Below are 18,883 nucleotides of genomic sequence, written 5' to 3'. Positions count from 1 at the left end.
CCCCGGCGAAGCGCCCAGTCAGGGCTTCGAAACCACAAGAAAACGTCACCTATGCGTGAGAGAGGCGGCTCCTGGCTGAGGAAGGCGCCTGCCCACAGCAGACACAGGCAAAAGCGTCACGCGGCATGCGACAGCGATTTATGCGCCTCGGCCAGGATTTCGAACGAGCGCACGCGTGCCGCATGGTCGAAGATCTGCGCGGTCACCATCAGCTCGTCTGCGCCGGTGCGACGCACGAACGCGTCTATGCCTTGCCGGACGGTTTCGGGAGAGCCGACGACGGCGCAGGACAGCGCCTGCGAAATCATGGTTTTTGCCATCGGCTCGAGCGTCTGGTCATAGCCCTCGACCGGCGGCGGCAGGCGGCCGGCCCGCCCGGTGCGCAGATTGACGAAGGCCTGCTGCAGCGAGGTGAACAGCAGTTTGGCCTCAGAGTCGGTTGGTGCGGCGAAAACATTGAGGCCGAGCATGACATAGGGCTTGTCCAGCTGTTCCGAAGGCTGGAAGCGCGAACGGTAGATCTCCAGCGCATGGTCCAGTTCGGCCGGCGCGAAATGCGAGGCGAATGCATAGGGCAGGCCGAGCATGGCGGCGAGCTGCGCGCCATAGAGGCTGGAACCGAGGATCCAGACCGGCACCTTCTGGCCTTCGCCGGGCACGGCGTGGATACGCTGGCCTTCCGCGGCCGGCTGGAAATAGCCCATCAGCTCGACGACATCCTGGGGGAAATTGTCTGACGCATCGAGATTGCGGCGCAGCGCACGCGCCGTTCCCATGTCGGTGCCGGGCGCCCGGCCGAGGCCGAGGTCGATGCGGCCGGGGTGCAGTGCCGCCAGCGTGCCGAACTGCTCGGCAATCACCAGCGGCGCATGGTTGGGCAGCATGATGCCGCCGGCGCCGACGCGGATGGTCTTGGTGCCGTCGGCGACATGGGCGATGACGACGGCGGTCGCCGCGCTGGCGATGCCCGGCATGTTGTGGTGCTCGGCCAGCCAGTAGCGCTTGTAGCCGAGCCGCTCGGCATGGCGGGCCAGGTCGAGCGAATTTGCCAGCGATTGCGAGGCGTCGCTGCCTTCGACGATCGGCGACAGGTCGAGAACGGAAAGTGCGGTCATGGGCCTCAAGCCTTTACGATGTTCAACTGCCTGACCCTGGTTTCGAAGGCGCGGTCGGGAATGACGATGTCGAGCTGGCGCCAAGCAACGGGTCCAGATTCTCGAACGGGATCGCCTGCGGATGCTGGCGATGCAGCGCGCTCAGCGTGTCGAGCGACGCATCGATCGGACCGCGATAGCCAATGCGGTCGAAATAGGAATCGAGGTCGAAGGAGGCATCGTTCATCGCAGGGTCCGGCTTGACCGGCTCGATATAGGCACTCCGCCTGAAGACAACAAATGCGAGATGATGGACGGGCGCGGCAAGCTTATGCCGCGGCCTTGCCGTTCTCTTCGGCCGCTTCCTCCTCCACCACGGCCGTCTGCTGTGCGGCGAGAAAATTGCCGACATGGCTGAGGCCATCGAAATGATCGCAGAACACTTTGACGACGACCAGCAGCGGCACCGCCATCAGCGCGCCGACAAAGCCCCAAAGCCAGGACCAGAAGGCGATGGCGATGAAGATCGCCACGGCGTTGATCTCGAGGCGTCGGCCGACAACCATCGGCGTAACGAACTGGCCTTCGACGATGTCGCACAAAAGCACGAAGCCCGGCGCCAAAAGCGCGTAGGTGATCGAGTCGAAGCTGATCATCGCAATGACGCTGACCAGCACGATGGTGATCAGCGCGCCGACATAGGGCAGGAAGTTGAGCAGCGCCGCCATCGTTCCCCAGACGAGCGGGTTGGGCATGCCGAGCGCCCACAGGCCAAGGCCGATAACCGCGCCGAGACCGGCATTGATGACGGTGACGGTGAGCAGATAATGCGAGATTTCGCGCTCGACGTCATAGACGACGCGCAAGGCCCGCTTCTTCTCACTGAGGCTGGCGAAGGACTGGATGATCTTCTCATAGAACATCGTGCCTGACGCCAGCAGGAACAGCGACAGCACGAAGATGATGGTCAGGCTTGTCCCCGCCGACAGGACGTTGCTGGCGGCGGCCGACAGGACGCCGGACTGCGCCATCGCCACCTTCTGGATGCCCGGCTCCTGCGAGGTCTCCGTCATCTGTTCGATCTGATGCGAGATCTGCATGATCCTCTCGAGCGGACGCCGTAATTGCGCCAGCCGTTCGGTAAGTTGTTGGCCGATCGACGAGGTGTTGTTGAGAAGGTCGATGACCGGGCCGCTGAGCAGATAGCCGGCAACGCCGAAGACGCAGATCGACAGCACGACCAACATTGTCGCCGAAACCACTTCCGGAATGCCGCGCTTGCGCAGGAAGCGGACGATTGGTGTCAGCGTCAGCGTCAGCAGGAAGGCGAGGATGACCGGCATGAAGAAAGCACGCGCGAAATACAGCGCGTAGATGGCCATGAACAGGAAGATCCCGATGAGCAGCGAACGCATCAGATGCGTGTCGGCACGCGCCACAACTCTCGCCTCTTCGGTCTCGGCAAGGCCAGCACCCAAAGCGGCGGGTTCGGCTTTCATGATTTTCCCTCAGCGGCGCACCGCAATTGGTGCTTTCCCCTGACGGAAACGCCTCTGCAAGCCCAAGGTTCCGTTAGCCGGCAAGGCCCTCAATCCGGGCCGCCCGTCGCTCAGGCGGCTGGCGCTGCGACGGCGACGCCGGGCTTGGCGGTCTCCTTGCGTACGATCGGCGCCACCTTGGTGCCGTAGAGTTCGATCGCCTTCATGATCTTGGCGTGCGGCATGGCGCCGATCGCCATCTGCAGCAGAAAGCGGTCATTGTTGAAGATCTTGTGCTGGGCGACGATCTTTTCCGCCACCTGCTCCGGATTACCGACAAACAGCGCGCCGTTCGGACCACGCGACTGATCGAAATGCGCCCGCGAGGTCGGGCCCCAGCCGCGCTCGCGGCCGATGCGGTTCATCACTTCGGCCTGTGGGCCGTAGAAATCGTCGGCCGCCTGTTCAGTGGTGCCGGCGATGAAGCCGTGCACATTGATGCTGGTGGCAAGGCCCGAGGGATCGGTACCGGCCCGCCTGGCGGCATCGCGATAAATGTCGAACAGCGGTGCAAACCGCGCCGGCTCGCCGCCGATGATGGCCAGCGCCAGCGGCAGGCCGAGCACCCCCGCGCGGGCAGCAGACTGCGGCGTTCCACCTATTGCGATCCAGATCGGCAATTTGTCCTGCAGCGGCCGCGGATAGATGCCGCGGTCGTTGATGGGCGCGCGCAGATTGCCGGACCAGGTGACTTTCACATTATCGCGGATGGCCAGCAGCAAATCGAGCTTTTCGGCGAACAGCTCGTCATAGTCCTCGAGATTGTAGCCGAACAGCGGGAAGGATTCGATGAATGAGCCGCGCCCGGCCATGATCTCGGCCCGGCCGCCCGACAAAAGGTCGAGCGTTGCGAACTGCTGGAAGACACGCACCGGATCGTCGGAGGACAGCACGGTGACCGCGCTGGTCAGCTTGATGCGCTTGGTGCGTTCGGCGGCAGCGGCCAGCGCCACCACCGGCGCGGACGCGGCATAGTCGGGTCGGTGATGTTCGCCCAGACCAAAGACGTCGAGGCCGACCTGGTCGGCCAGCTCGACCTCCTCGATCAGATTGCGCAGCCGCTGATGCGGGCCGATCGCGCCGGGGCCGGGCTCCGGGCTGACGTCGGCGAAAGTGTAGAGACCGAGTTCCATGGCATGTCATCCAAATGTTCTGATTTGCCGCTAGAGGTAGCGGCGAGCCGCCCCGGCCGCCAGAGGGGCGGATAGTGAACAGTGCATGTCGGTTTCGGCCGGCTTTGTTTCAGGGAAAACGCGTCTCCCGGCTGCAACAGCATAAACTTTCATGGCTGGCATACCGTTTTGGCGCTTGAACTCTCGGTTTTCGCGCGTATGTAAGCGTCGCGAATTGACTTCAGGGAAGTGGACTTGGCTATCTACAGGGAAAAAGACATTTTCGAGCGGCGCAATGCCGCGAACGAGGCAAAGAAGGCGCTTCTGGAGCGCTTCAAGTCAAAGCCGGCGGCTGATGATCCTGCGGTTCTGGCCAAACAGGCCGAACGCAAGGCGATTCTTGAGGCTCGCGAAATACGCGAGGCCGAAAAGGCCAGGCTGAAGCAGGAAAAGCTGGCACGCGAGGCGGTCGAGAAGGCCGAGCGCGAGGCAGCAGCCGAAGCGGCGCGTATTGCGGCCGAAGAGGCAGCGCAGGCTGAAGCGAAGATCAAGGAAGCCGAAGAAAACGAGCGCATTGCCCGTTTGCTGGCCGACGAAGCCGAACGCAAGGCCAAGCGCGACGCACGCTATGCGGCGCGCAAGCAGCGTACCGGCAGGACGCCTCCGGGCTTCTCCGCCCGCTAACGCTTCGATCGAAACGATCGGACATCAGGGTCGCCTTGCAGCGGCCCTGAGGGCGTTTGCCTAATTTAAGGGTTTGATGCCTCGGAGCTCAGGCGGCGAGCTTCAGCCCCATAATGCCGCAGACGATGAGCGCAATGCAGGCGAGCCGGATGGCCGTCGCAGGCTCGCCCAGCAGCCAGATGCCAAGCAGCGCCGTGCCGACCGTGCCGATGCCGGTCCACACCGCATAGGCCGTGCCGACGGGCAGCGTCTTCAGCGCCAGGCCAAGCAGGCCCAGGCTGATGATCATCGAGGCGACGGTTAGCACCGTCGGCAACGGCTTCGAGAAGCCGTCGGTGTATTTGAGGCCGATCGCCCAGCCGATTTCGAACAGACCAGCGAAAAACAGAAAAATCCACGACATCGGGATGCACTCCATTCCATGAGCATGGCGGGCCGTCCCGGCCGGATTTTTGAGAAAGGCGCGAGGTCGTCCTCGCCGCTTCGGTATAAGCGGCTGCGCCGGTCCGATCAACAAAACACCGGCAGCATCGTTCATGCCGCCGGTGTCAAAATCTGCGCCGAAACGGTTTGCCCGGATCTCAGCCGTCCCAAGATATTGACGACCTAAGGCGGGCTTACTTTTCCTTGAGCCTCATCGCCTTCACGGGCGGCGCCTTCAGCGCCGGAGCCGCGGCGGGCTTCTTGGCGTCTTTTTTCGGCTTGCGAGCTTCCTTGCCCGCCTTCATCGCACCTTTAGCCATGATTCGTTCCTCCAGTTGCTGGGAGGCCAAGTGAAACAAGAGAAACGCCGGACTGCAAGGGGGCGGGCGTCCGTCGCCGGCGCCGGCGGGCCGCTTTCAACCGGTTTCTAATTTGCTCGTAAACCATTCCGGTCCGTGCCATGGTTGCCTTCGCACTGCAGCATCGGCCATGCCTTCGCCCGGCGATGATCAGGAAGTGCGGTCAGGACGACAATGCGAATCCGCATCGGCAGCGAGATGAGTTTCGATTTTCCGCAGGAAACGCCGCTGATCGCGATGCTCAACGTCCACTACTCCAGGGCCTCCGATCTCGAGCGCCCGGATTTCCTGACCTCCAACCCGCCGGTGCCGATCCAGAGCTACCGCGACAGTTTCGGCAATTGGTGCAACCGTTTCGTCGCCCCGCCCGGTCGCTTCACCTTCGGCACCGATTCGGTAATCCGCGACCCCGGCACGTTCGAGATGGGCGACCTGATGGCCTGGCAGCACGAGGTGCGCGATCTGCCGTCGGACACATTGCTCTTCCTGTTGCCGAGCCGCTTTTGCGAGAGCGATCTGCTGGCCAGCGAAGCCTGGCGGCTGTTCGGGCATACGCCGCTTGGCATTGCGCGCGTCCAGGCGGTCTGCGACTTCGTCCACAACCACATCGTCTTCAGCTACGGCAATGCGCGGCCGACCCGCACCGCGGCGGAAGCCTATCGCGAGCAAAGCGGCGTCTGCCGTGACTTTGCCCACCTCGCCGTCACCTTCTGCCGTGCGCTAAACATCCCGACCCGCTACTGCACCGGCTACATCAGCGACATCGGCCTGCCCAAACCTTGGGCGAGCATGGATTTCGCAGCCTGGATGGAGGTCTATCTCGGTGGCCGCTGGCATGTCTTCGATCCGCGGAACAATTCGCCACGCATCGGCCGCATCCTGATCGCGTCGGGTCGCGACGCCGCCGACGTGCCGCTGACCCACATCTTCGGACCGGGCACGCTGGCTGGTTTCAAGGTGTGGACGGACGAGATCATCGAATAGGGGCGTCTTTCCGCAAGCTGGCCTACAAGACCCTGAACGACCGGGCGATTCGTGCGTTGTGATGCCTGTGGAGCTCAGGGGCGTTACATCAGGTTCCTTGGAGGGACAGCATGGCAGCACATGGCGGGTCGAAGACGGTCATCTACGCGGCGCTCGCCGGTAATCTCGCTATTGCTGTGACCAAATTCGTCGCCGCCTTCTTCACCGGCAGCTCGGCGATGCTGTCGGAAGGCGTGCACTCGCTGGTGGATACCGGCAATGGCGGGCTGCTGCTTTACGGCATGCACCGCGCCGCCCGTCCGCCGGACCGCACCCATCCGCTCGGCCATGGCCGCGAGCTCTATTTCTGGAGCTTCATTGTCGCCCTGCTCGTCTTTGCGCTCGGCGCCGGCGTGTCCTTCTATGAAGGCGTCGTCCACATCATGGCGCCTGAGCCGGTCGCCAATCCCAAAATCAACTACATCGTGCTTGGCCTCTCGATGCTGTTCGAGGGCAGCTCCTGGTACGTGGCGCTGAAGGAGTTCCGCCAGCAGAAGGGCAAGCAAGGCTGGCTGCAGGCCGTGCAATCGAGCAAGGATCCGAGCGTCTACACGATCCTGTTCGAGGACAGCGCCGCCCTGCTCGGTCTCTTCGTCGCCTTCGCCGGCATATTGGCGGCCGAACTCCTCGACATGCCCGAACTCGACGGCGTCGCCTCGATCGGCATCGCGATGATCCTCGGCGCCACCGCCATCTTTCTGGCGCGCGAAAGCAAGGGATTGCTCATCGGTGAGCCGGCCTCGGCGGAAGTGCAGGCCAAGGTGCTGGCCATCGCCCAGCAGGATCCGGCGGTGCAGCGGGCCAACGGCGTTCTCACCGTCCATCTCGGCCCGCAACAGATCGTCGCTGGGCTGAGCATCGAATTCGAGGACCATCTGACGGCGCCTGAGATCGAAGCCTGTGTCGAGCGCATCGAGGCGCTCTTGAAAAAAGAAATGCCGGAGATCACCAGACTGTTCGTCAAGCCGCAGACGACCGGAACCTGGGAGCACCGGCGCAAGCAGGTCGAGGCGGCGTCGGACTAGTTCTTGGACCAGCAGTCCACCGTTGGCCCCATCGCCTGGTCCCGCTAAGATCACTCGACGGATTTCGGAGAATCAACCATGAAAATCGATGGTGGGTGCCATTGCGGCGCCATAACTTATGAAGCAGACGTCGACCCGGAAAAGACCTCTATCTGTCATTGCACCGACTGCCAGCAACTGACCGGCACCGCCTTTCGTGTCACCGTTCCCGCGCCTGAGGATCATTACAGGATCACCAAGGGCACACCGAAGGTCTATATCAAGACGGGATCGAGCGGCGCCAAGCGTGCCCAGGCGTTCTGCGGCGACTGCGGTTCGCATCTTTACGCAACGTCGGTTGGCGACGGGCCGAAGGTCTATGGGATCAGGGCGGGGACCGCGCGGCAACGCGAGGATCTCGTTCCGACCCAACAGAAATGGCACCGATCGGCCCTGCACTGGCTTCCGGAATTCGAGGGCGTAAGCATCGTAGAGGCGCAGTAGCACCTGCCTCCCGGTTAAACGCGGCCCAAACCAGCCAATTATGTGCTAGGCTCGCTATCAAACGGATGGCGGGGGATAGCAATGTCGGAAACGGACAAAGTGTTTGCCGGCTCGATTCCGGAAAACTACGACCGCTACATGGTGCCGTTGATCTTCGAGCCGTTCGCCGCGGATTTGGCACGACGGGCAGCGTCCTTGTCGCCCGGCGCCGTCCTGGAAGTCGCCGCCGGCACCGGCGTTGTCACCCGCGCATTGGCGCCGAAACTGTCCCCTGGCGCAAGCTATGTCGTGACCGACCTCAACCAGCCTATGCTCGACTACGCGGCCTCGCGACAAGCTCCCGACAGTCGCATACAATGGCGTCAGGCGGATGCTCTGGCGCTGCCGTTCGAAGATGCGGCTTTCGATCTCGTTTGCTGTCAGTTCGGCGCGATGTTCTTTCCCGACCGAGCCGCCGGCTATCGCGAAGCAAAGCGGGTCCTGAAGACCGGCGGCCATTTCCTGTTCAACGTGTGGGATCGCATCGAAGACAATGTATTCGCCAATGATGTGACGAATGCTCTTGCGGAGATTTTTCCGAACGATCCGCCCCGCTTTCTCGCCCGCACGCCGCACGGCTACAATGACATTGCATTGATCCGCGGCGAGTTGGAAGCCGCAGGTTTCTCCCGTGTGGTGATCGACACGAGGGCCGAACAAAGCCGTGCCTCCTCGCCGCGCCTTCCGGCGGTTGCCTATTGCCAGGGAACTCCGCTTCGCAACGAAATCGAGGCCAGAGGAAAACTGGAAGCCGCAACCGATCACGCCGCGTCCGTGATTGCAGCCAGACACGGCAGCGGCGAGGTTGCGGCCAAGATCCAGGCGCACATGATCGTGGCTATGGTCTAATGCATGGCGCCCAGAAGTGTGCCGCGGTTCTGGGACAACGACATGCATCAAAACAAAGACTTTTAAAGCGCGTCGTATGAATCCGTTCAGCGCGACGCGCTTTAATCGTCGCCTTCGACGACACGTAGCCTGAGCTGCCCCGTCTTGGAATCCGCCACCCGCACCCCGGCTTCGGCCTTGGCGGGTCCGCCACCGCGCACTTCGGCTTCGCTTTCGCCAAACTCCAGCGCTTCGATCTTTTGGCCGCGCTTGGTCACCTTCGACGTCGACACCAGTATCTCGTCGATATCCTTGGCCGACTGGCCAAAATGCGTCTGCAACCGGCGCACGCGTTCGTCGACGCGCGCGACGTCTTCCATCAGCCGGATCACCTCGCCCTGGATCAGATGCGCCTGTTCGCGCATGCGGGCGTCCTTGAGGATGGCCTGGATGACCTGGATCGACAGCATCAAAAGCGACGGTGAGACGATGATGACACGCGCCCGGTGCGCCTTCTGGACCACGGCGTCGAAATTCTCGTGGATTTCGGCGAACACCGATTCCGACGGCACGAACATGAAGGCGGTGTCCTGCGTCTCGCCCTGGATCAGGTATTTTTCCGAGATATCGCGGACGTGAATTTCGATGTCGCGGCGGAAAGCCTGGGCCGCGATCTTCTGTTGTTCGGCGCCATCGGCGGCGCGGATGGCGTTCCAGGCTTCCAGCGGAAACTTGGCGTCGATGGCAAGCTGCGGCGCACCGTTCGGCATCCTGACCAGGCAGTCGGGACGGCTGCCGTTTGACAGCGTTGCCTGGAACTCGTAGGCGCCCATCGGAAGGCCGTCGGCGACGATCGCCTCCATGCGCGACTGGCCGAAGGCGCCGCGCGTCTGCTTGTTGGACAGGATCGCCTGCAATTGCACGACCTGGCCGGCCAGCGACTGGATGTTGCCTTGCGCGGTGTCGATGACCGCCAGCCGTTCCTGCAGTTTGGCGAGGCTCTCATGCGTCGATTTGGTCTGTTCGGTCATGGTTTGACCGAGCCTGCCGGTCATGGCGTCGAGGCGCTGGCCGATCGACTGGTTGAGTTCGGCCTGCCTTGCGCCGAACACGTCGGCGATGGCGCCCATGCGGCCCTGCATCTCGGCCTGGCTTTGCAAAATGCCGGCCATCCGCGCCTCGGCGTCGCGGGCGTGGTCGGCGGCTTCCGCCGCGGCGATGGTGCGCGCCTTGGCCGATCGCCACAGCGCCACGACAAGCGCCAGGAACAGGCCGAGAAACACCAGCGCGCCGAGGGCCAGTGCATGGCCGAGCGTGATCGTCGTGGCGCCAAGCCGGGCAACGGGTTCGGAAAGGATGGTGCTCAGGTCGTTCATCCCGCCAGCATAGCCGATTCGCAGACCTGGCACAGATCAAAACGTGAACGAGACCGATTCGCACCGGTTGACGCTTCTCCTGCGACGTTTTAGGTGAGGCGCCATGTCGATCAAGCCGCTCATCATCCTTCCCGATCCTATCCTGCGCCAGGTTTCCAAACCGGTCGAACGGGTCGACGCGCCTTTGCGCAAACTGGCCGACGACATGCTGGCGACGATGTATGATGCGCCGGGTATCGGCTTGGCCGCAATCCAGATCGGCGAGCCGCTGCGCATGCTGGTCATCGACCTCGCCAAGGAAGACGAGCCGCCGGCGCCGCATGTCTTCATCAATCCCGAAATCCTCGAAAGCGCCGACGCTCGCTCGGTCTACGAGGAAGGCTGCCTGTCGATCCCGGACTATTACGCCGAGGTCGAGCGTCCCGCCTCGGTGCGCGTGAAATATCTCGACCGCGACGGCAAGCTGCAGGAGATCGAGGCCGAAGGCCTGATGGCGACCTGCCTGCAGCACGAGATCGACCATCTCAACGGTGTGCTGTTCATCGACCACATCTCGAAGCTGAAGCGCGACATGGTGGTCAAGAAGTTCAAGAAGCTCGCCAAGGACAAGGCGCCGGGCAAGCTGGTGGGATAGGGAAGATGCCGCTTCGCGTCATCTTCATGGGCACGCCGGAGTTTTCGGTGCCGGTGCTGCGCGCGATTGCCGAGGCCGGGCACGAGATAGCAGCCGTCTACACCCAGCCGCCGCGCGCCGCGGGCCGCCGCGGGCTGGAGCTGACACCGTCGCCGGTGCAGCGCGAGGCTGAGCGGCTGGGCATCGAAGTGCGCACGCCGCTGTCGCTGAAGGGCGAGGCCGAGCAAGCTGCTTTCCAGGCGTTGCGTGCCGATGTCGCGGTCGTCGTCGCGTATGGTTTGCTGTTGCCGAAGGCTATTCTGGAGGCTCCGCGCCTCGGCTGCCTCAACGGCCACGCCTCGCTTTTGCCGCGTTGGCGTGGTGCAGCTCCCATCCGGCGCGCCATTATGGCCGGCGACGTCGAGACCGGCATGATGGTGATGCGCATGGAAGAGGGCCTGGACACCGGTCCGGTGGCACTGGTTGAAAAATGCGCCATAGAGCCCGATATGACGGCCGGCGATCTGCACGACCGCTTGATGAATATTGCTGCCACGCTGATGGTGGAAGCGCTGTCCCGATTGGAGACAAATACCCTGGCATCGACTTTGCAGGCGGCTGACGGGGTGACCTACGCCAGGAAAATCGATAAGTCGGAGACACGTGTGGACTGGACGCGCCCGGCTGCGGAGGTCCACAATCACATTCGCGGGCTGTCGCCATTCCCCGGCGCCTGGTGCGAGGCCGACATCGGCGGCCGCACGGAACGGCTGAAACTGCTTCGCTCGACGCTTTCTGAAGGTACGCTTTCTGAAAGCATGGGCGAGTCGGGAGGAATTCTCGATGACCGGCTGACGGTCGCCTGCGGGTCGGGCGCGGTCAGGCTGGTCGAAGTTCAACGGGCGGGCGGAAAGCCTGCTGCCGCGCAGGAGTTTCTGCGCGGGGCCAAGATCGAAAAAGGAATGAAGTTCTCATGAGCATGATGTCGATACGCGGCGCGACGCCGCGGGACCGCGAGGCCATACGCCTGGTCGAGGAACACGCATTCGGCCAGCAGGCGGAGGCCGGGCTGGTCGACGCTCTGGTCACCGGCGGCGACGCCGTTGTCGAACTGGTGGCGGAAGAAGACGGCCAGGTGGTCGGCCACATCCTGTTTTCCAGGCTGTTCGTCCAGAACGGCGGCAAGCAGTTCGCAGCCGTGGCGCTGGCGCCGTTGGCGGTGGAACCTTCGTTCCACGGCTCGGGCATTGGCGGTGCGCTGATCCGCGAGGCGCATATCCGCCTCAGGGATGCCGGCGAGACGCTCGCCGTTGTGTTGGGCGATCCGGCCTATTACGGCCGCTTCGGCTACAATCATGCGCGGGCCGAAAAGTTTGAGAGCGAATATCAGGGCGAAGCGCTGCAGGCGCTGGCCTGGGGTGACGCACCCGAAAAAGGCAAACTGGTCTACGCCCAGGCCTTTACCGCACTCGCCGCCTGAACGAAGGGTGTATGCCGCGTTTTCGTCTCGATATCGAATATGACGGCAGCCTCTTCGCCGGCTGGCAACACCAGGCGGATCAGCCTTCGGTGCAGCAGGCGATAGAGCAGGCGATCGAGAAATTTTGCGGTGAGGCGGTGCGGATACGCGCCGCCGGCCGCACCGACGCCGGCGTGCATGCGACCGCCCAGGTGGCGCATGTCGACCTCGCCAAGGCATGGCCAAACGACAAGGTGCGCGACGCCGTCAACGCGCACCTGCAGGCGGCAGGCGCGCGCATCGCCATCCTGCAGGCCACGGTTGTCCCCAATGAGTTCGACGCCCGTTTCTCGGCCACCGGACGGCACTATCTCTACCGCATCCTCAACCGGCGCGCGCCTGCAGCGATGGAAAAGGGCAAGGTCTGGTGGGTGCCGAAGCGGCTCGATGCGGACGCCATGCACGAAGCGGCGAAAGTCCTGCTCGGCCGACATGACTTTACCACCTTCCGCTCGACGCAATGCCAGGCCAATAGTCCGGTGCGGACGCTGGAGCGGCTCGATGTAAGCCGCCAGGGCGACCTGATCGAAGTCAGGGCCTCGGCGCGCTCTTTCCTGCACAACCAGGTGCGCTCCATGGTCGGTTCGCTGAAACGCGTCGGCGACGGCGGCTGGACCGCCGCCGACCTCAAGGCCGCGCTCGCTGCACAAGACCGCGCCGCCTGCGGCCAGGTGGCGCCGCCCGACGGGCTTTTTCTCGTCGGTGTAGACTATCCGGAAAAGTTCTAGGCCGGAGCGGCGGTCGGCACAGTGATGCCGAGCAGCGCCACCAGGCCGAACAACACGGCCAGAGACACCACCAACATGCCTGCGAACACGGCGCTGCCGACAGCCGCGCCCTTGCCGATCGCGGCGTTGGTCATCCGCCAGGAGAGTACCAGCGAAAGCACCACCAGAACCAGCCACACCAATTCGGCAACCGGGTTGCCAGACGGCAGGAAAAGCCTGATCAGCGCTGAAGGCAGCAGCATCCAGGCAGTGATCGCCGACGCCCAGTTGCTGGCGACGACATAGTGGACGAAGCGGTCGCCGATGCCGGCGCGCGATGCGACCAGGGCAAGCACAACCAGGGGCAGCAGCCACGAGCCGAGGTCGACGGTCGCCAGGCGAATCAACATGCCCAGCCGGCCGGCGAACGCATTGGGATCGCCGATCTCGTTGGCCGTGCCGACCCAGCCGACGATCATCGCCGGCGCGGCGACGACGATGGCGAAGAAGGAATTCCAGAAGCCGTCCGCCGAAAGGTCGAGCAGCCGCAAGCCGTCGGCCTTTCCGAGCATCAGCCGCCAGGCGCCGTTAAGCGATGAAGAGGTCTCGTCAACCGAAAGCATGATCAGCCCTGCTCGAACCAGTCATCGATGAAGCGCTGGTAGATTTGGGTCAGCGTCTCGAGGTCGGCCAGTGCGACGCGCTCGTCGACCATGTGCATGGTCTTGCCGACGAGGCCGAACTCGACCACCGGGCAATAGTCCTTGATGAAACGCGCATCCGAGGTTCCGCCCGAGGTGGACAGCGCCGGCTCCTTGCCGACTGTCGCCTTGATCGACCCGCGCAGCGTCTCGATCAGCTTGTCGTCGCGCGTCAGGAAGACATGGCTCGGCCGGTCGCGCCAGATCAGCTCGTAGTCGACCGGCGTCTTGCCGGTCCGGTATTTCTTGCGCTTCGCCGCCTGGTCGAGGCGGTTATGGATCTCGGCCTGCACCGTCTCGGCAGTCCATGTGTCGTTGAAGCGGATGTTGAAGGTGGCTGTCGCCTTGGCCGGAATAACATTGGTCGCCGGGTTGCCGACATCGATCGAGGTCACTTCCAGATTGGTCGGCTGAAAATCCTTCGTGCCCTTGTCGAAGACGGGCGACAGCAAGGCGTCGACCAGGCTGATCAGGCCGCGCACCGGATTGTCGGCGAGCAATGGATAGGCGACATGGCCCTGGCGGCCGTTGACCGTGACACTGCCCGACATCGAGCCACGCCGGCCGATCTTGATCATGTCGCCGAGCGTGTCCGGATTGGTCGGCTCGCCAACGATCGCGGCGTCCCATCTCTCGCCCCTGGCCGCCGCCCAGTCGAGCAGTTTTGTCGTCCCGTTGATCGCCGGCCCCTCCTCGTCGCCGGTAATCAGCAGCGAGACCGAGCCTTTCGGACCACCCTTTTTCTCGACATGGCGCGCCACGGCGGCGATGAAACAGGCGATGCCGCCCTTCATGTCGACGGCGCCGCGGCCATACATCTCGCCCTTGGCGATCTCGGCGGCGAAGGGCGGATGCGTCCACGACGCCTCGTCGCCCGCCGGCACCACGTCGGTATGGCCGGCAAACATCAGATGCGGCCCATTGCCGGAGCGACGCGCGTAGAGGTTCTCGATGTCGGGGGTGCCGTCTTCGGAAAACACCGGGCGTTCGACGGAAAAGCCGAGCGGCTTCAGCATGCCTTCCAGGGCAGCCAGCGCGCCGCCCTCGGCGGGCGTTACGGAGGCGCAGCGTATGAGGGTCGCGAGGTTGGCGGCGGGATCGGTCGGCAGTTTCATGGGCAAAGCGATAGTCGAAAGCGAAAGGCCTGTCACGGCCAGAGATGATGACCGGTCCTGCCGCCGACATTATGGTTTTCCTGTCGTATAGTGCAGGCCAACACGAGATAATCGCATGGCCAACGCCGAAAAGACCATCGTCATTGCCGGCGCCGGCAGCATAGGCTGCTATGTCGGCGGCTGCCTGGCGCTGGCCGGACGCAAGGTGGTGTTTTTGGCGCGGCCAAGCATCGCGACGGTCTTGCTGGACGGCGGCCTGCGCATCACCGATCTCGATAATCGCGACCGATCCATCCGGCCGGAGTCCGTCACCACCGATCCCGCCGCTGCCCTGGCCAGTGCCGACGTGGTGCTGGTGACGGTCAAGAACGGCGCTACCGAGGAGATGGCGTCGCTTGTTGCCGGACATGCGCGCGGCGAAGTCGTGGTGGTCAGCCTCCAGAACGGCGTCGGCAATGCCGACCGGTTACGCGCCGGGCTCGGTGGCCGGACTGTGCTCGCCGGCATGGTGCCGTTCAATGTCGTCCAGTCGGCCATAGGCAATTTGCCGCTTCACCTGCATCGCGCCAGCGACGGCAAGGTGAGGATCGAAGACGGTATGGCCGGGCTTGCCGGCCTTCTCGATGTCGAAGGGCTTGGTGTGGAAACGCATGCCGATATGAAGGCCGTGCAGTGGGGCAAGCTGCTGATCAACCTTAACAACGCGCTTGTCGCATTGTCCGGCCTGCCGCTGGCGAGCGAACTTGCCGACCGCCGCTGGCGGCGAATCCTGGCCGGTCAGATTGACGAGGCCCTGGCGGCGATGAAGGCGTTACATATCGCGCCGGCGCGGATCGGCGGCTTGCATCCCGTCCTGCTGCCGAAACTGCTCCGGCTGCCGGACTGGCTGTTCCGGCTGGTCGCCCGCCGCATGCTCGCCCATCGACCCGCAGGCGCGCTCGTCGATGTGGGACGACCTCCAGCGTGGTCGGCCGACCGAGATCGGTGACCTGCAGGGGGCCGTCCTGAGCCTCGCCGAAAAGGCCGGCACGCCGGCGCCTCTGCTGAAGCGGGTCACCGCGCTGGTGCGGCAGGCCGAGCGGGAAAAGCGCGGCTCACCCGGGCTGACGCCGGAAGCCGTCACTGGATAGTCTACTTGCCGCGAGCCTCGGGCCTTGGCCCGCATAGCCCGAAAACAGGCGCGTGGGCCCGCCGCGTCACAGCTTTGGTGCGCGCCTCGGAGCCGGCGCTTTGCTCGCCGGGCCTGGCGCCGGCAGGGGCTGCGCCGCCGGGTGGTTCTCGATCAGCGTGATCTTCTGCCAGATCTTGCGCGACAGGTTGGACGCCAGGTTCTCGACGTCGTTGACGCCGTCGATGACCACATCGTCATTGACCGACTGCGCAAACAGCGCCGCGATCTTGCCGGTGATCGACAGCATCTCCGAGCAATAGTCGAGGTAGCGCGCCAGGTCGGCGGCATTGGTGATGCGCGCCGGCGAATGCGCGGTCGGCCTGAAATTGGCGGACAATGCTGCCGGATCCTTGGTCAGCTGGTGCATGTCGATGACATGGATCAGCGATCTCAACCCATGCAGCTGGCGAAACACCCGCTTGCGCTTGATGCGCTCCTCGGTGCGGATTAGCGCCAGCAGGCCAAGCACGGCAAGGATCATCATGTTGATCGTGGCTTCGATGCCTTGCACCGACTGCACCGCATCGTCGGCCTGCGAGATATGGATGAGCGGCAGGATGGTGCCGACGAACAGGAAGATCAGCGCGCCGGCGGCAACAGCGGCGACGATGGCGCCGCGGAGCCACCAGATCGGCGCTTCGAGCGCCTGCGCCGCCCTGGCCAGGTCGCGCGACAGCGACACCAGTTCGGCGGCGACGCCGCGCAGGCCGGCATCGGGAAAACGCTCGGCGACGCGCTCTTCCAGCCGCTCGGCGGTGTCGATGATCAGTTTCGGATCAAGCGTGCGGTAGCGCATGGCGAGATATCCGGTCGGCGCTCATGGTTCAGCCGGCGCGTTGCTGCGTTTGCCGTAGCGGTTCGGACCGGGGTCACCGCGGAAACACGCTAGAACGAGGAGAAGAATGGGGCCGATGATAAGAGAGATCAACGCGTAATAAGTCGGCTTGCCGAAATCATGAAACCGCTTTGCGGTTACCGCAAAGCTCGACCATGTCGAGATCAGCAAAACGACCCAGAACACAAGTGCCCAGTTCTGGCTGGTTGCGGTGCCGGGTTCCAGTCTCGACAACTGGTAGAGCGGGAAAAACTGTGCAAGCACCAGCAGCAGCCCGGCGAGCACGTAGGCACTTGGGCTGACGCGCCCTGAGAGGCTGAAGAAGAGCCAGGGAAGTGGTGGTGTGTTGGGCAATCTGGAGCGCTCTGGTTGCTCGGACAGGATCAATCACGCAGCAGTTCGTTGATCGAGGTTTTCGACCGGGTCTTGGCATCGACGCGCTTGACGATGACGGCGCAGTAGAGGCCAGGGCCCGGCTCGTTGTTCGGAAAGGCCTTGCCCGGCATCGAGCCGGCGACGACGACCGAATTCGGCGGCACCTCGCCATAAAACACTTCGCCGGTGGCGCGGTCGACGATCTTGGTCGACTGGCCGATGAACACACCCATTCCGAGCACCGAGCCTTCGCGCACGATGCAGCCCTCGACCACTTCGGAGCGCGCGCCGATGAAGCAATTGTCCTCGATGATGGTCGGGCCGGCCTGCATCGGCTCCAGCACCCCGCCGATGCCTACGCCGCCCGAGAGGTGCACATTCTTGCCGATCTGGGCGCAGGAGCCGACCGAGGCCCAGGTGTCGACCATGGTGCCGCTATCGACATAGGCGCCGACATTGACGAAGGACGGCATCAGCACCGCGCCCGGCGCGACATAAGCCGAGCGGCGCACGATCGAAGACGGCACGGCGCGGAAGCCTGCCTTCTCGAAATCGACCGCGCTCCAGCCGTCGAACTTCGACGCCACCTTGTCCCACCAGACCGCCTGGCCGGGGCCGCCCTTGATGATCTCCATCGGATAGAGCCGGAACGAGAGCAGCACCGCCTTCTTCAGCCATTGGTTGACATGCCATTTGCCATCGGGCTGGCGCTCGGCAACGCGCACGGTGCCACGGTCGAGCAGGTCGAGTGAGGACTGGATGGCGTCGCGCGTTTCGCCCCGGGTCGCGGTCGAAATCGTGTCGCGCTCCTCGAAGGCCTTCTCGATCGTCTTTTCGAGGCTGGCCAGATCAGGCTTCGACATGAATTCGCTCCGTTACCACGCTGTTAAGGCCGTCGGCCTTAACCTTGTTTTGAAAGTCGCGCGGACCCTATGTTAAGGCGTATTGGGGGTCAATCGCGCGTGCGCCATGGGACGGCGCAAGTGAACTGTTGGGACGGGTAGAAAGCATATGACTCCTATGGAAAAGGCGGGATGGACGCCGCTGCCGCATTCGGACGAGGATCTGGAGCGCTCGAAAAGCGTTCCCGACACGCCGCAGACGCGCGCCGAAACCTACCGGCTGGCCTGGAACGATCCCGACTTCATGACGCGCCGGGAATTGCGCGCTGTGCGCTTGCAGCTTGAGCTCTTGAAGCCCGAAATGATCCTCGCCGAGCGCGGCATCCGCTCGACGGTCATCCTGTTCGGCGGCGCGCGTATTCCCGAGCCCGGCGGCGAGGCCTGGGCCGCCAAGAACGAGACGCAGAAGAAAAACCTCGAGGAAAACAGCAAATACTACGAGGAGGCGCGCAAATTCGCCCGCCTCTGCTCACAGCAATCGGCCACGTCCTACTACCGCGAATTCGTCGTCGTCACCGGTGGCGGCCCAGGCGTGATGGAGGCGGGAAATCGCGGCGCCGACGATGTCGGCGCGCCGTCGATCGGCCTCAACATCGTCCTGCCACACGAGCAGGCGCCGAACGCCTATGTGACCCCGGAGCTGTGCTTCAACTTCCACTATTTCGCCATCCGCAAGATGCATTTCGTCATGCGCGCCAAGGCCGTCGCGGTGTTTCCGGGCGGCTTCGGTACCATGGACGAATTCTTCGAGACGCTGACGCTGATCCAGACCGGCCGCATGGAGCGCGTGCCGGTGATCCTGTTCGGCAAGGCGTTCTGGCAGCGCGCGATCGACCTCGATTTCCTGGCCGAACAAGGCACCATCACGCCCGGCGACCAGGATATCATCGACTTTGTCGACACCGCCGACGAGGCCTGGGGGATCATCAGCCGCTTCTACAAGTTGGGGGAGTAGGGGAAC

The 18,883-nt window shown here is 63.7% G+C and carries 22 protein-coding genes and 1 pseudogene; 11 read left to right on the top strand and 12 right to left on the bottom strand.

Translation table 11 applies throughout. The features are described 5' to 3' along the window. Positions 1–116: 116 nt before the first annotated feature. The 4 genes from NKJ57_RS11360 to NKJ57_RS11345 form a co-directional block, all read right to left on the bottom strand. Positions 117–1,115, bottom strand: coding sequence for an LLM class flavin-dependent oxidoreductase (locus tag NKJ57_RS11360; RefSeq protein WP_352510677.1), 999 nt, complete (start codon positions 1,113–1,115; stop codon positions 117–119). 22 nt (positions 1,116–1,137) lie between these two features. Continuing rightward, positions 1,138–1,341, bottom strand: a complete 204-nt coding sequence (locus NKJ57_RS11355) for an arylamine N-acetyltransferase (RefSeq protein WP_023681323.1) — start codon at positions 1,339–1,341, stop codon at positions 1,138–1,140. 82 nt (positions 1,342–1,423) lie between these two features. After that, positions 1,424–2,593: an AI-2E family transporter gene (locus tag NKJ57_RS11350; RefSeq protein WP_023673203.1), complete on the bottom strand. Its 1,170-nt coding sequence runs from the start codon at positions 2,591–2,593 to the stop codon at positions 1,424–1,426. A gap of 110 nt (positions 2,594–2,703) precedes the next feature. Beyond that, positions 2,704–3,765 carry an LLM class flavin-dependent oxidoreductase gene (locus NKJ57_RS11345; RefSeq protein ID WP_352510676.1) on the bottom strand — a complete coding sequence of 354 codons (1,062 nt, stop codon included), beginning with the start codon at positions 3,763–3,765 and terminating at the stop codon, positions 2,704–2,706. Between the two features lie 234 nt (positions 3,766–3,999). On the opposite strand from NKJ57_RS11345, the gene NKJ57_RS11340 reads away from it, so the two are divergent. After that, a complete protein-coding gene (locus tag NKJ57_RS11340) occupies positions 4,000–4,428 on the top strand; it encodes a DUF6481 family protein (protein WP_023673205.1) in 429 nt (142 codons plus the stop codon). Between the two features lie 88 nt (positions 4,429–4,516). Here NKJ57_RS11340 and sugE read toward each other — a convergent pair whose 3' ends face one another. Together sugE and NKJ57_RS11330 are read right to left on the bottom strand one after the other, a co-directional pair. Further along, entirely contained in the window at positions 4,517–4,831 is a 315-nt protein-coding gene (sugE, locus tag NKJ57_RS11335) for a quaternary ammonium compound efflux SMR transporter SugE (RefSeq protein WP_023681326.1), read from the bottom strand. Between the two features lie 214 nt (positions 4,832–5,045). Further along, positions 5,046–5,171, bottom strand: coding sequence for a hypothetical protein (locus tag NKJ57_RS11330; protein ID WP_006200611.1), 126 nt, complete (start codon positions 5,169–5,171; stop codon positions 5,046–5,048). 213 nt (positions 5,172–5,384) lie between these two features. Here NKJ57_RS11330 and NKJ57_RS11325 point away from each other — a divergent pair, with 213 nt between their 5' ends. The 4 genes from NKJ57_RS11325 to NKJ57_RS11310 all read left to right on the top strand — a co-directional run bounded on the left by NKJ57_RS11325 (position 5,385) and on the right by NKJ57_RS11310 (position 8,629). Next, on the top strand, positions 5,385–6,194 hold the full coding sequence (locus NKJ57_RS11325) for a transglutaminase-like domain-containing protein (protein WP_023687480.1): 810 nt from the start codon (positions 5,385–5,387) through the stop codon (positions 6,192–6,194). Between the two features lie 110 nt (positions 6,195–6,304). Further along, a complete protein-coding gene (locus NKJ57_RS11320; protein WP_023687479.1) occupies positions 6,305–7,258 on the top strand; it encodes a cation diffusion facilitator family transporter in 954 nt (317 codons plus the stop codon). Positions 7,259–7,336: 78 nt separating this feature from the next. Next, on the top strand, positions 7,337–7,741 hold the full coding sequence (locus NKJ57_RS11315) for a GFA family protein (RefSeq protein WP_023673210.1): 405 nt from the start codon (positions 7,337–7,339) through the stop codon (positions 7,739–7,741). Positions 7,742–7,822: 81 nt separating this feature from the next. Next, the gene (locus tag NKJ57_RS11310; protein WP_352510675.1) at positions 7,823–8,629 is read left to right on the top strand and encodes a class I SAM-dependent methyltransferase; all 807 of its coding nucleotides are present in this window, start codon (positions 7,823–7,825) and stop codon (positions 8,627–8,629) included. A 101-nt stretch (positions 8,630–8,730) separates the two neighbouring features. On the opposite strand, the gene NKJ57_RS11305 is transcribed toward NKJ57_RS11310, so the two are convergent. Beyond that, positions 8,731–9,984 (bottom strand): DNA recombination protein RmuC, encoded by a 1,254-nt coding sequence (locus NKJ57_RS11305; RefSeq protein ID WP_023692996.1) that lies wholly within the window; start codon positions 9,982–9,984, stop codon positions 8,731–8,733. A gap of 103 nt (positions 9,985–10,087) precedes the next feature. On the opposite strand from NKJ57_RS11305, the gene def reads away from it, so the two are divergent. The 4 genes from def to truA are packed head-to-tail and all read left to right on the top strand — an operon-like array spanning position 10,088 to position 12,844. Then, the gene (gene def / locus NKJ57_RS11300; protein WP_023673213.1) at positions 10,088–10,618 is read left to right on the top strand and encodes a peptide deformylase; all 531 of its coding nucleotides are present in this window, start codon (positions 10,088–10,090) and stop codon (positions 10,616–10,618) included. A 5-nt stretch (positions 10,619–10,623) separates the two neighbouring features. Next, a complete protein-coding gene (gene fmt / locus NKJ57_RS11295; protein ID WP_352510674.1) occupies positions 10,624–11,574 on the top strand; it encodes a methionyl-tRNA formyltransferase in 951 nt (316 codons plus the stop codon). Continuing rightward, positions 11,571–12,077, top strand: coding sequence for a GNAT family N-acetyltransferase (locus NKJ57_RS11290; protein WP_023728813.1), 507 nt, complete (start codon positions 11,571–11,573; stop codon positions 12,075–12,077). Before fmt ends, NKJ57_RS11290 begins: the two co-directional genes overlap by 4 nt. Positions 12,078–12,088: 11 nt before the next feature. Next, entirely contained in the window at positions 12,089–12,844 is a 756-nt protein-coding gene (gene truA / locus NKJ57_RS11285; RefSeq protein ID WP_023681338.1) for a tRNA pseudouridine(38-40) synthase TruA, read from the top strand. Here truA and NKJ57_RS11280 read toward each other — a convergent pair. Next, positions 12,841–13,446: a hypothetical protein gene (locus NKJ57_RS11280; protein ID WP_023673217.1), complete on the bottom strand. Its 606-nt coding sequence runs from the start codon at positions 13,444–13,446 to the stop codon at positions 12,841–12,843. The two genes, truA and NKJ57_RS11280, sit on opposite strands and share 4 nt — an antisense overlap. A gap of 2 nt (positions 13,447–13,448) precedes the next feature. Further along, positions 13,449–14,639: a succinyl-diaminopimelate desuccinylase gene (gene dapE, locus NKJ57_RS11275; RefSeq protein ID WP_023673218.1), complete on the bottom strand. Its 1,191-nt coding sequence runs from the start codon at positions 14,637–14,639 to the stop codon at positions 13,449–13,451. Positions 14,640–14,754: 115 nt separating this feature from the next. Between dapE and NKJ57_RS11270 the strand changes: the two are divergent. Further along, a pseudogene (locus NKJ57_RS11270) lies at positions 14,755–15,769 on the top strand (2-dehydropantoate 2-reductase). A gap of 66 nt (positions 15,770–15,835) precedes the next feature. On the opposite strand, the gene NKJ57_RS11265 reads toward NKJ57_RS11270, so the two are convergent. From NKJ57_RS11265 to dapD, 3 genes are read right to left on the bottom strand one after another with little or no spacing between them, the layout of a single operon-like run. After that, entirely contained in the window at positions 15,836–16,606 is a 771-nt protein-coding gene (locus NKJ57_RS11265) for a hypothetical protein (protein WP_352510673.1), read from the bottom strand. A 21-nt stretch (positions 16,607–16,627) separates the two neighbouring features. Next, a complete protein-coding gene (locus NKJ57_RS11260) occupies positions 16,628–17,032 on the bottom strand; it encodes a DUF805 domain-containing protein (protein ID WP_352510672.1) in 405 nt (134 codons plus the stop codon). Then, positions 17,029–17,883, bottom strand: a complete 855-nt coding sequence (gene dapD / locus NKJ57_RS11255; RefSeq protein ID WP_023696035.1) for a 2,3,4,5-tetrahydropyridine-2,6-dicarboxylate N-succinyltransferase — start codon at positions 17,881–17,883, stop codon at positions 17,029–17,031. Before dapD ends, NKJ57_RS11260 begins: the two co-directional genes overlap by 4 nt. A gap of 148 nt (positions 17,884–18,031) precedes the next feature. Here dapD and NKJ57_RS11250 point away from each other — a divergent pair, with 148 nt between their 5' ends. Continuing rightward, entirely contained in the window at positions 18,032–18,877 is an 846-nt protein-coding gene (locus tag NKJ57_RS11250; protein WP_023681343.1) for an LOG family protein, read from the top strand. The last annotated feature ends 6 nt before the right edge of the window (positions 18,878–18,883 follow it).

Source organism: Mesorhizobium sp. M0077 (assembly GCF_040322955.1).
GTDB lineage: Bacteria > Pseudomonadota > Alphaproteobacteria > Rhizobiales > Rhizobiaceae > Mesorhizobium.
This window is presented reverse-complemented; position numbering and strand designations above follow the sequence as displayed.

Excerpts from the sequence above, each read along its gene's own strand:
- NKJ57_RS11360 (WP_352510677.1), bottom strand. The coding sequence starts at position 1,115 with ATGACCGCACTTTCCGTTCTCGACCTGTCGCCGATCGTCGAAGGCAGC.
- NKJ57_RS11355 (WP_023681323.1), bottom strand. The coding sequence starts at position 1,341 with ATGAACGATGCCTCCTTCGACCTCGATTCCTATTTCGACCGCATTGGC.
- NKJ57_RS11350 (WP_023673203.1), bottom strand. The coding sequence starts at position 2,593 with ATGAAAGCCGAACCCGCCGCTTTGGGTGCTGGCCTTGCCGAGACCGAA.
- NKJ57_RS11345 (WP_352510676.1), bottom strand. The coding sequence starts at position 3,765 with ATGGAACTCGGTCTCTACACTTTCGCCGACGTCAGCCCGGAGCCCGGC.
- sugE (WP_023681326.1), bottom strand. The coding sequence starts at position 4,831 with ATGTCGTGGATTTTTCTGTTTTTCGCTGGTCTGTTCGAAATCGGCTGG.
- NKJ57_RS11330 (WP_006200611.1), bottom strand. The coding sequence starts at position 5,171 with ATGGCTAAAGGTGCGATGAAGGCGGGCAAGGAAGCTCGCAAGCCGAAA.
- NKJ57_RS11325 (WP_023687480.1), top strand. The coding sequence starts at position 5,385 with ATGCGAATCCGCATCGGCAGCGAGATGAGTTTCGATTTTCCGCAGGAA.
- NKJ57_RS11320 (WP_023687479.1), top strand. The coding sequence starts at position 6,305 with ATGGCAGCACATGGCGGGTCGAAGACGGTCATCTACGCGGCGCTCGCC.
- NKJ57_RS11315 (WP_023673210.1), top strand. The coding sequence starts at position 7,337 with ATGAAAATCGATGGTGGGTGCCATTGCGGCGCCATAACTTATGAAGCA.
- NKJ57_RS11310 (WP_352510675.1), top strand. The coding sequence starts at position 7,823 with ATGTCGGAAACGGACAAAGTGTTTGCCGGCTCGATTCCGGAAAACTAC.
- NKJ57_RS11305 (WP_023692996.1), bottom strand. The coding sequence starts at position 9,984 with ATGAACGACCTGAGCACCATCCTTTCCGAACCCGTTGCCCGGCTTGGC.
- def (WP_023673213.1), top strand. The coding sequence starts at position 10,088 with ATGTCGATCAAGCCGCTCATCATCCTTCCCGATCCTATCCTGCGCCAG.
- fmt (WP_352510674.1), top strand. The coding sequence starts at position 10,624 with ATGCCGCTTCGCGTCATCTTCATGGGCACGCCGGAGTTTTCGGTGCCG.
- NKJ57_RS11290 (WP_023728813.1), top strand. The coding sequence starts at position 11,571 with ATGAGCATGATGTCGATACGCGGCGCGACGCCGCGGGACCGCGAGGCC.
- truA (WP_023681338.1), top strand. The coding sequence starts at position 12,089 with ATGCCGCGTTTTCGTCTCGATATCGAATATGACGGCAGCCTCTTCGCC.
- NKJ57_RS11280 (WP_023673217.1), bottom strand. The coding sequence starts at position 13,446 with ATGCTTTCGGTTGACGAGACCTCTTCATCGCTTAACGGCGCCTGGCGG.
- dapE (WP_023673218.1), bottom strand. The coding sequence starts at position 14,639 with ATGAAACTGCCGACCGATCCCGCCGCCAACCTCGCGACCCTCATACGC.
- NKJ57_RS11265 (WP_352510673.1), bottom strand. The coding sequence starts at position 16,606 with ATGCGCTACCGCACGCTTGATCCGAAACTGATCATCGACACCGCCGAG.
- dapD (WP_023696035.1), bottom strand. The coding sequence starts at position 17,883 with ATGTCGAAGCCTGATCTGGCCAGCCTCGAAAAGACGATCGAGAAGGCC.
- NKJ57_RS11250 (WP_023681343.1), top strand. The coding sequence starts at position 18,032 with ATGACTCCTATGGAAAAGGCGGGATGGACGCCGCTGCCGCATTCGGAC.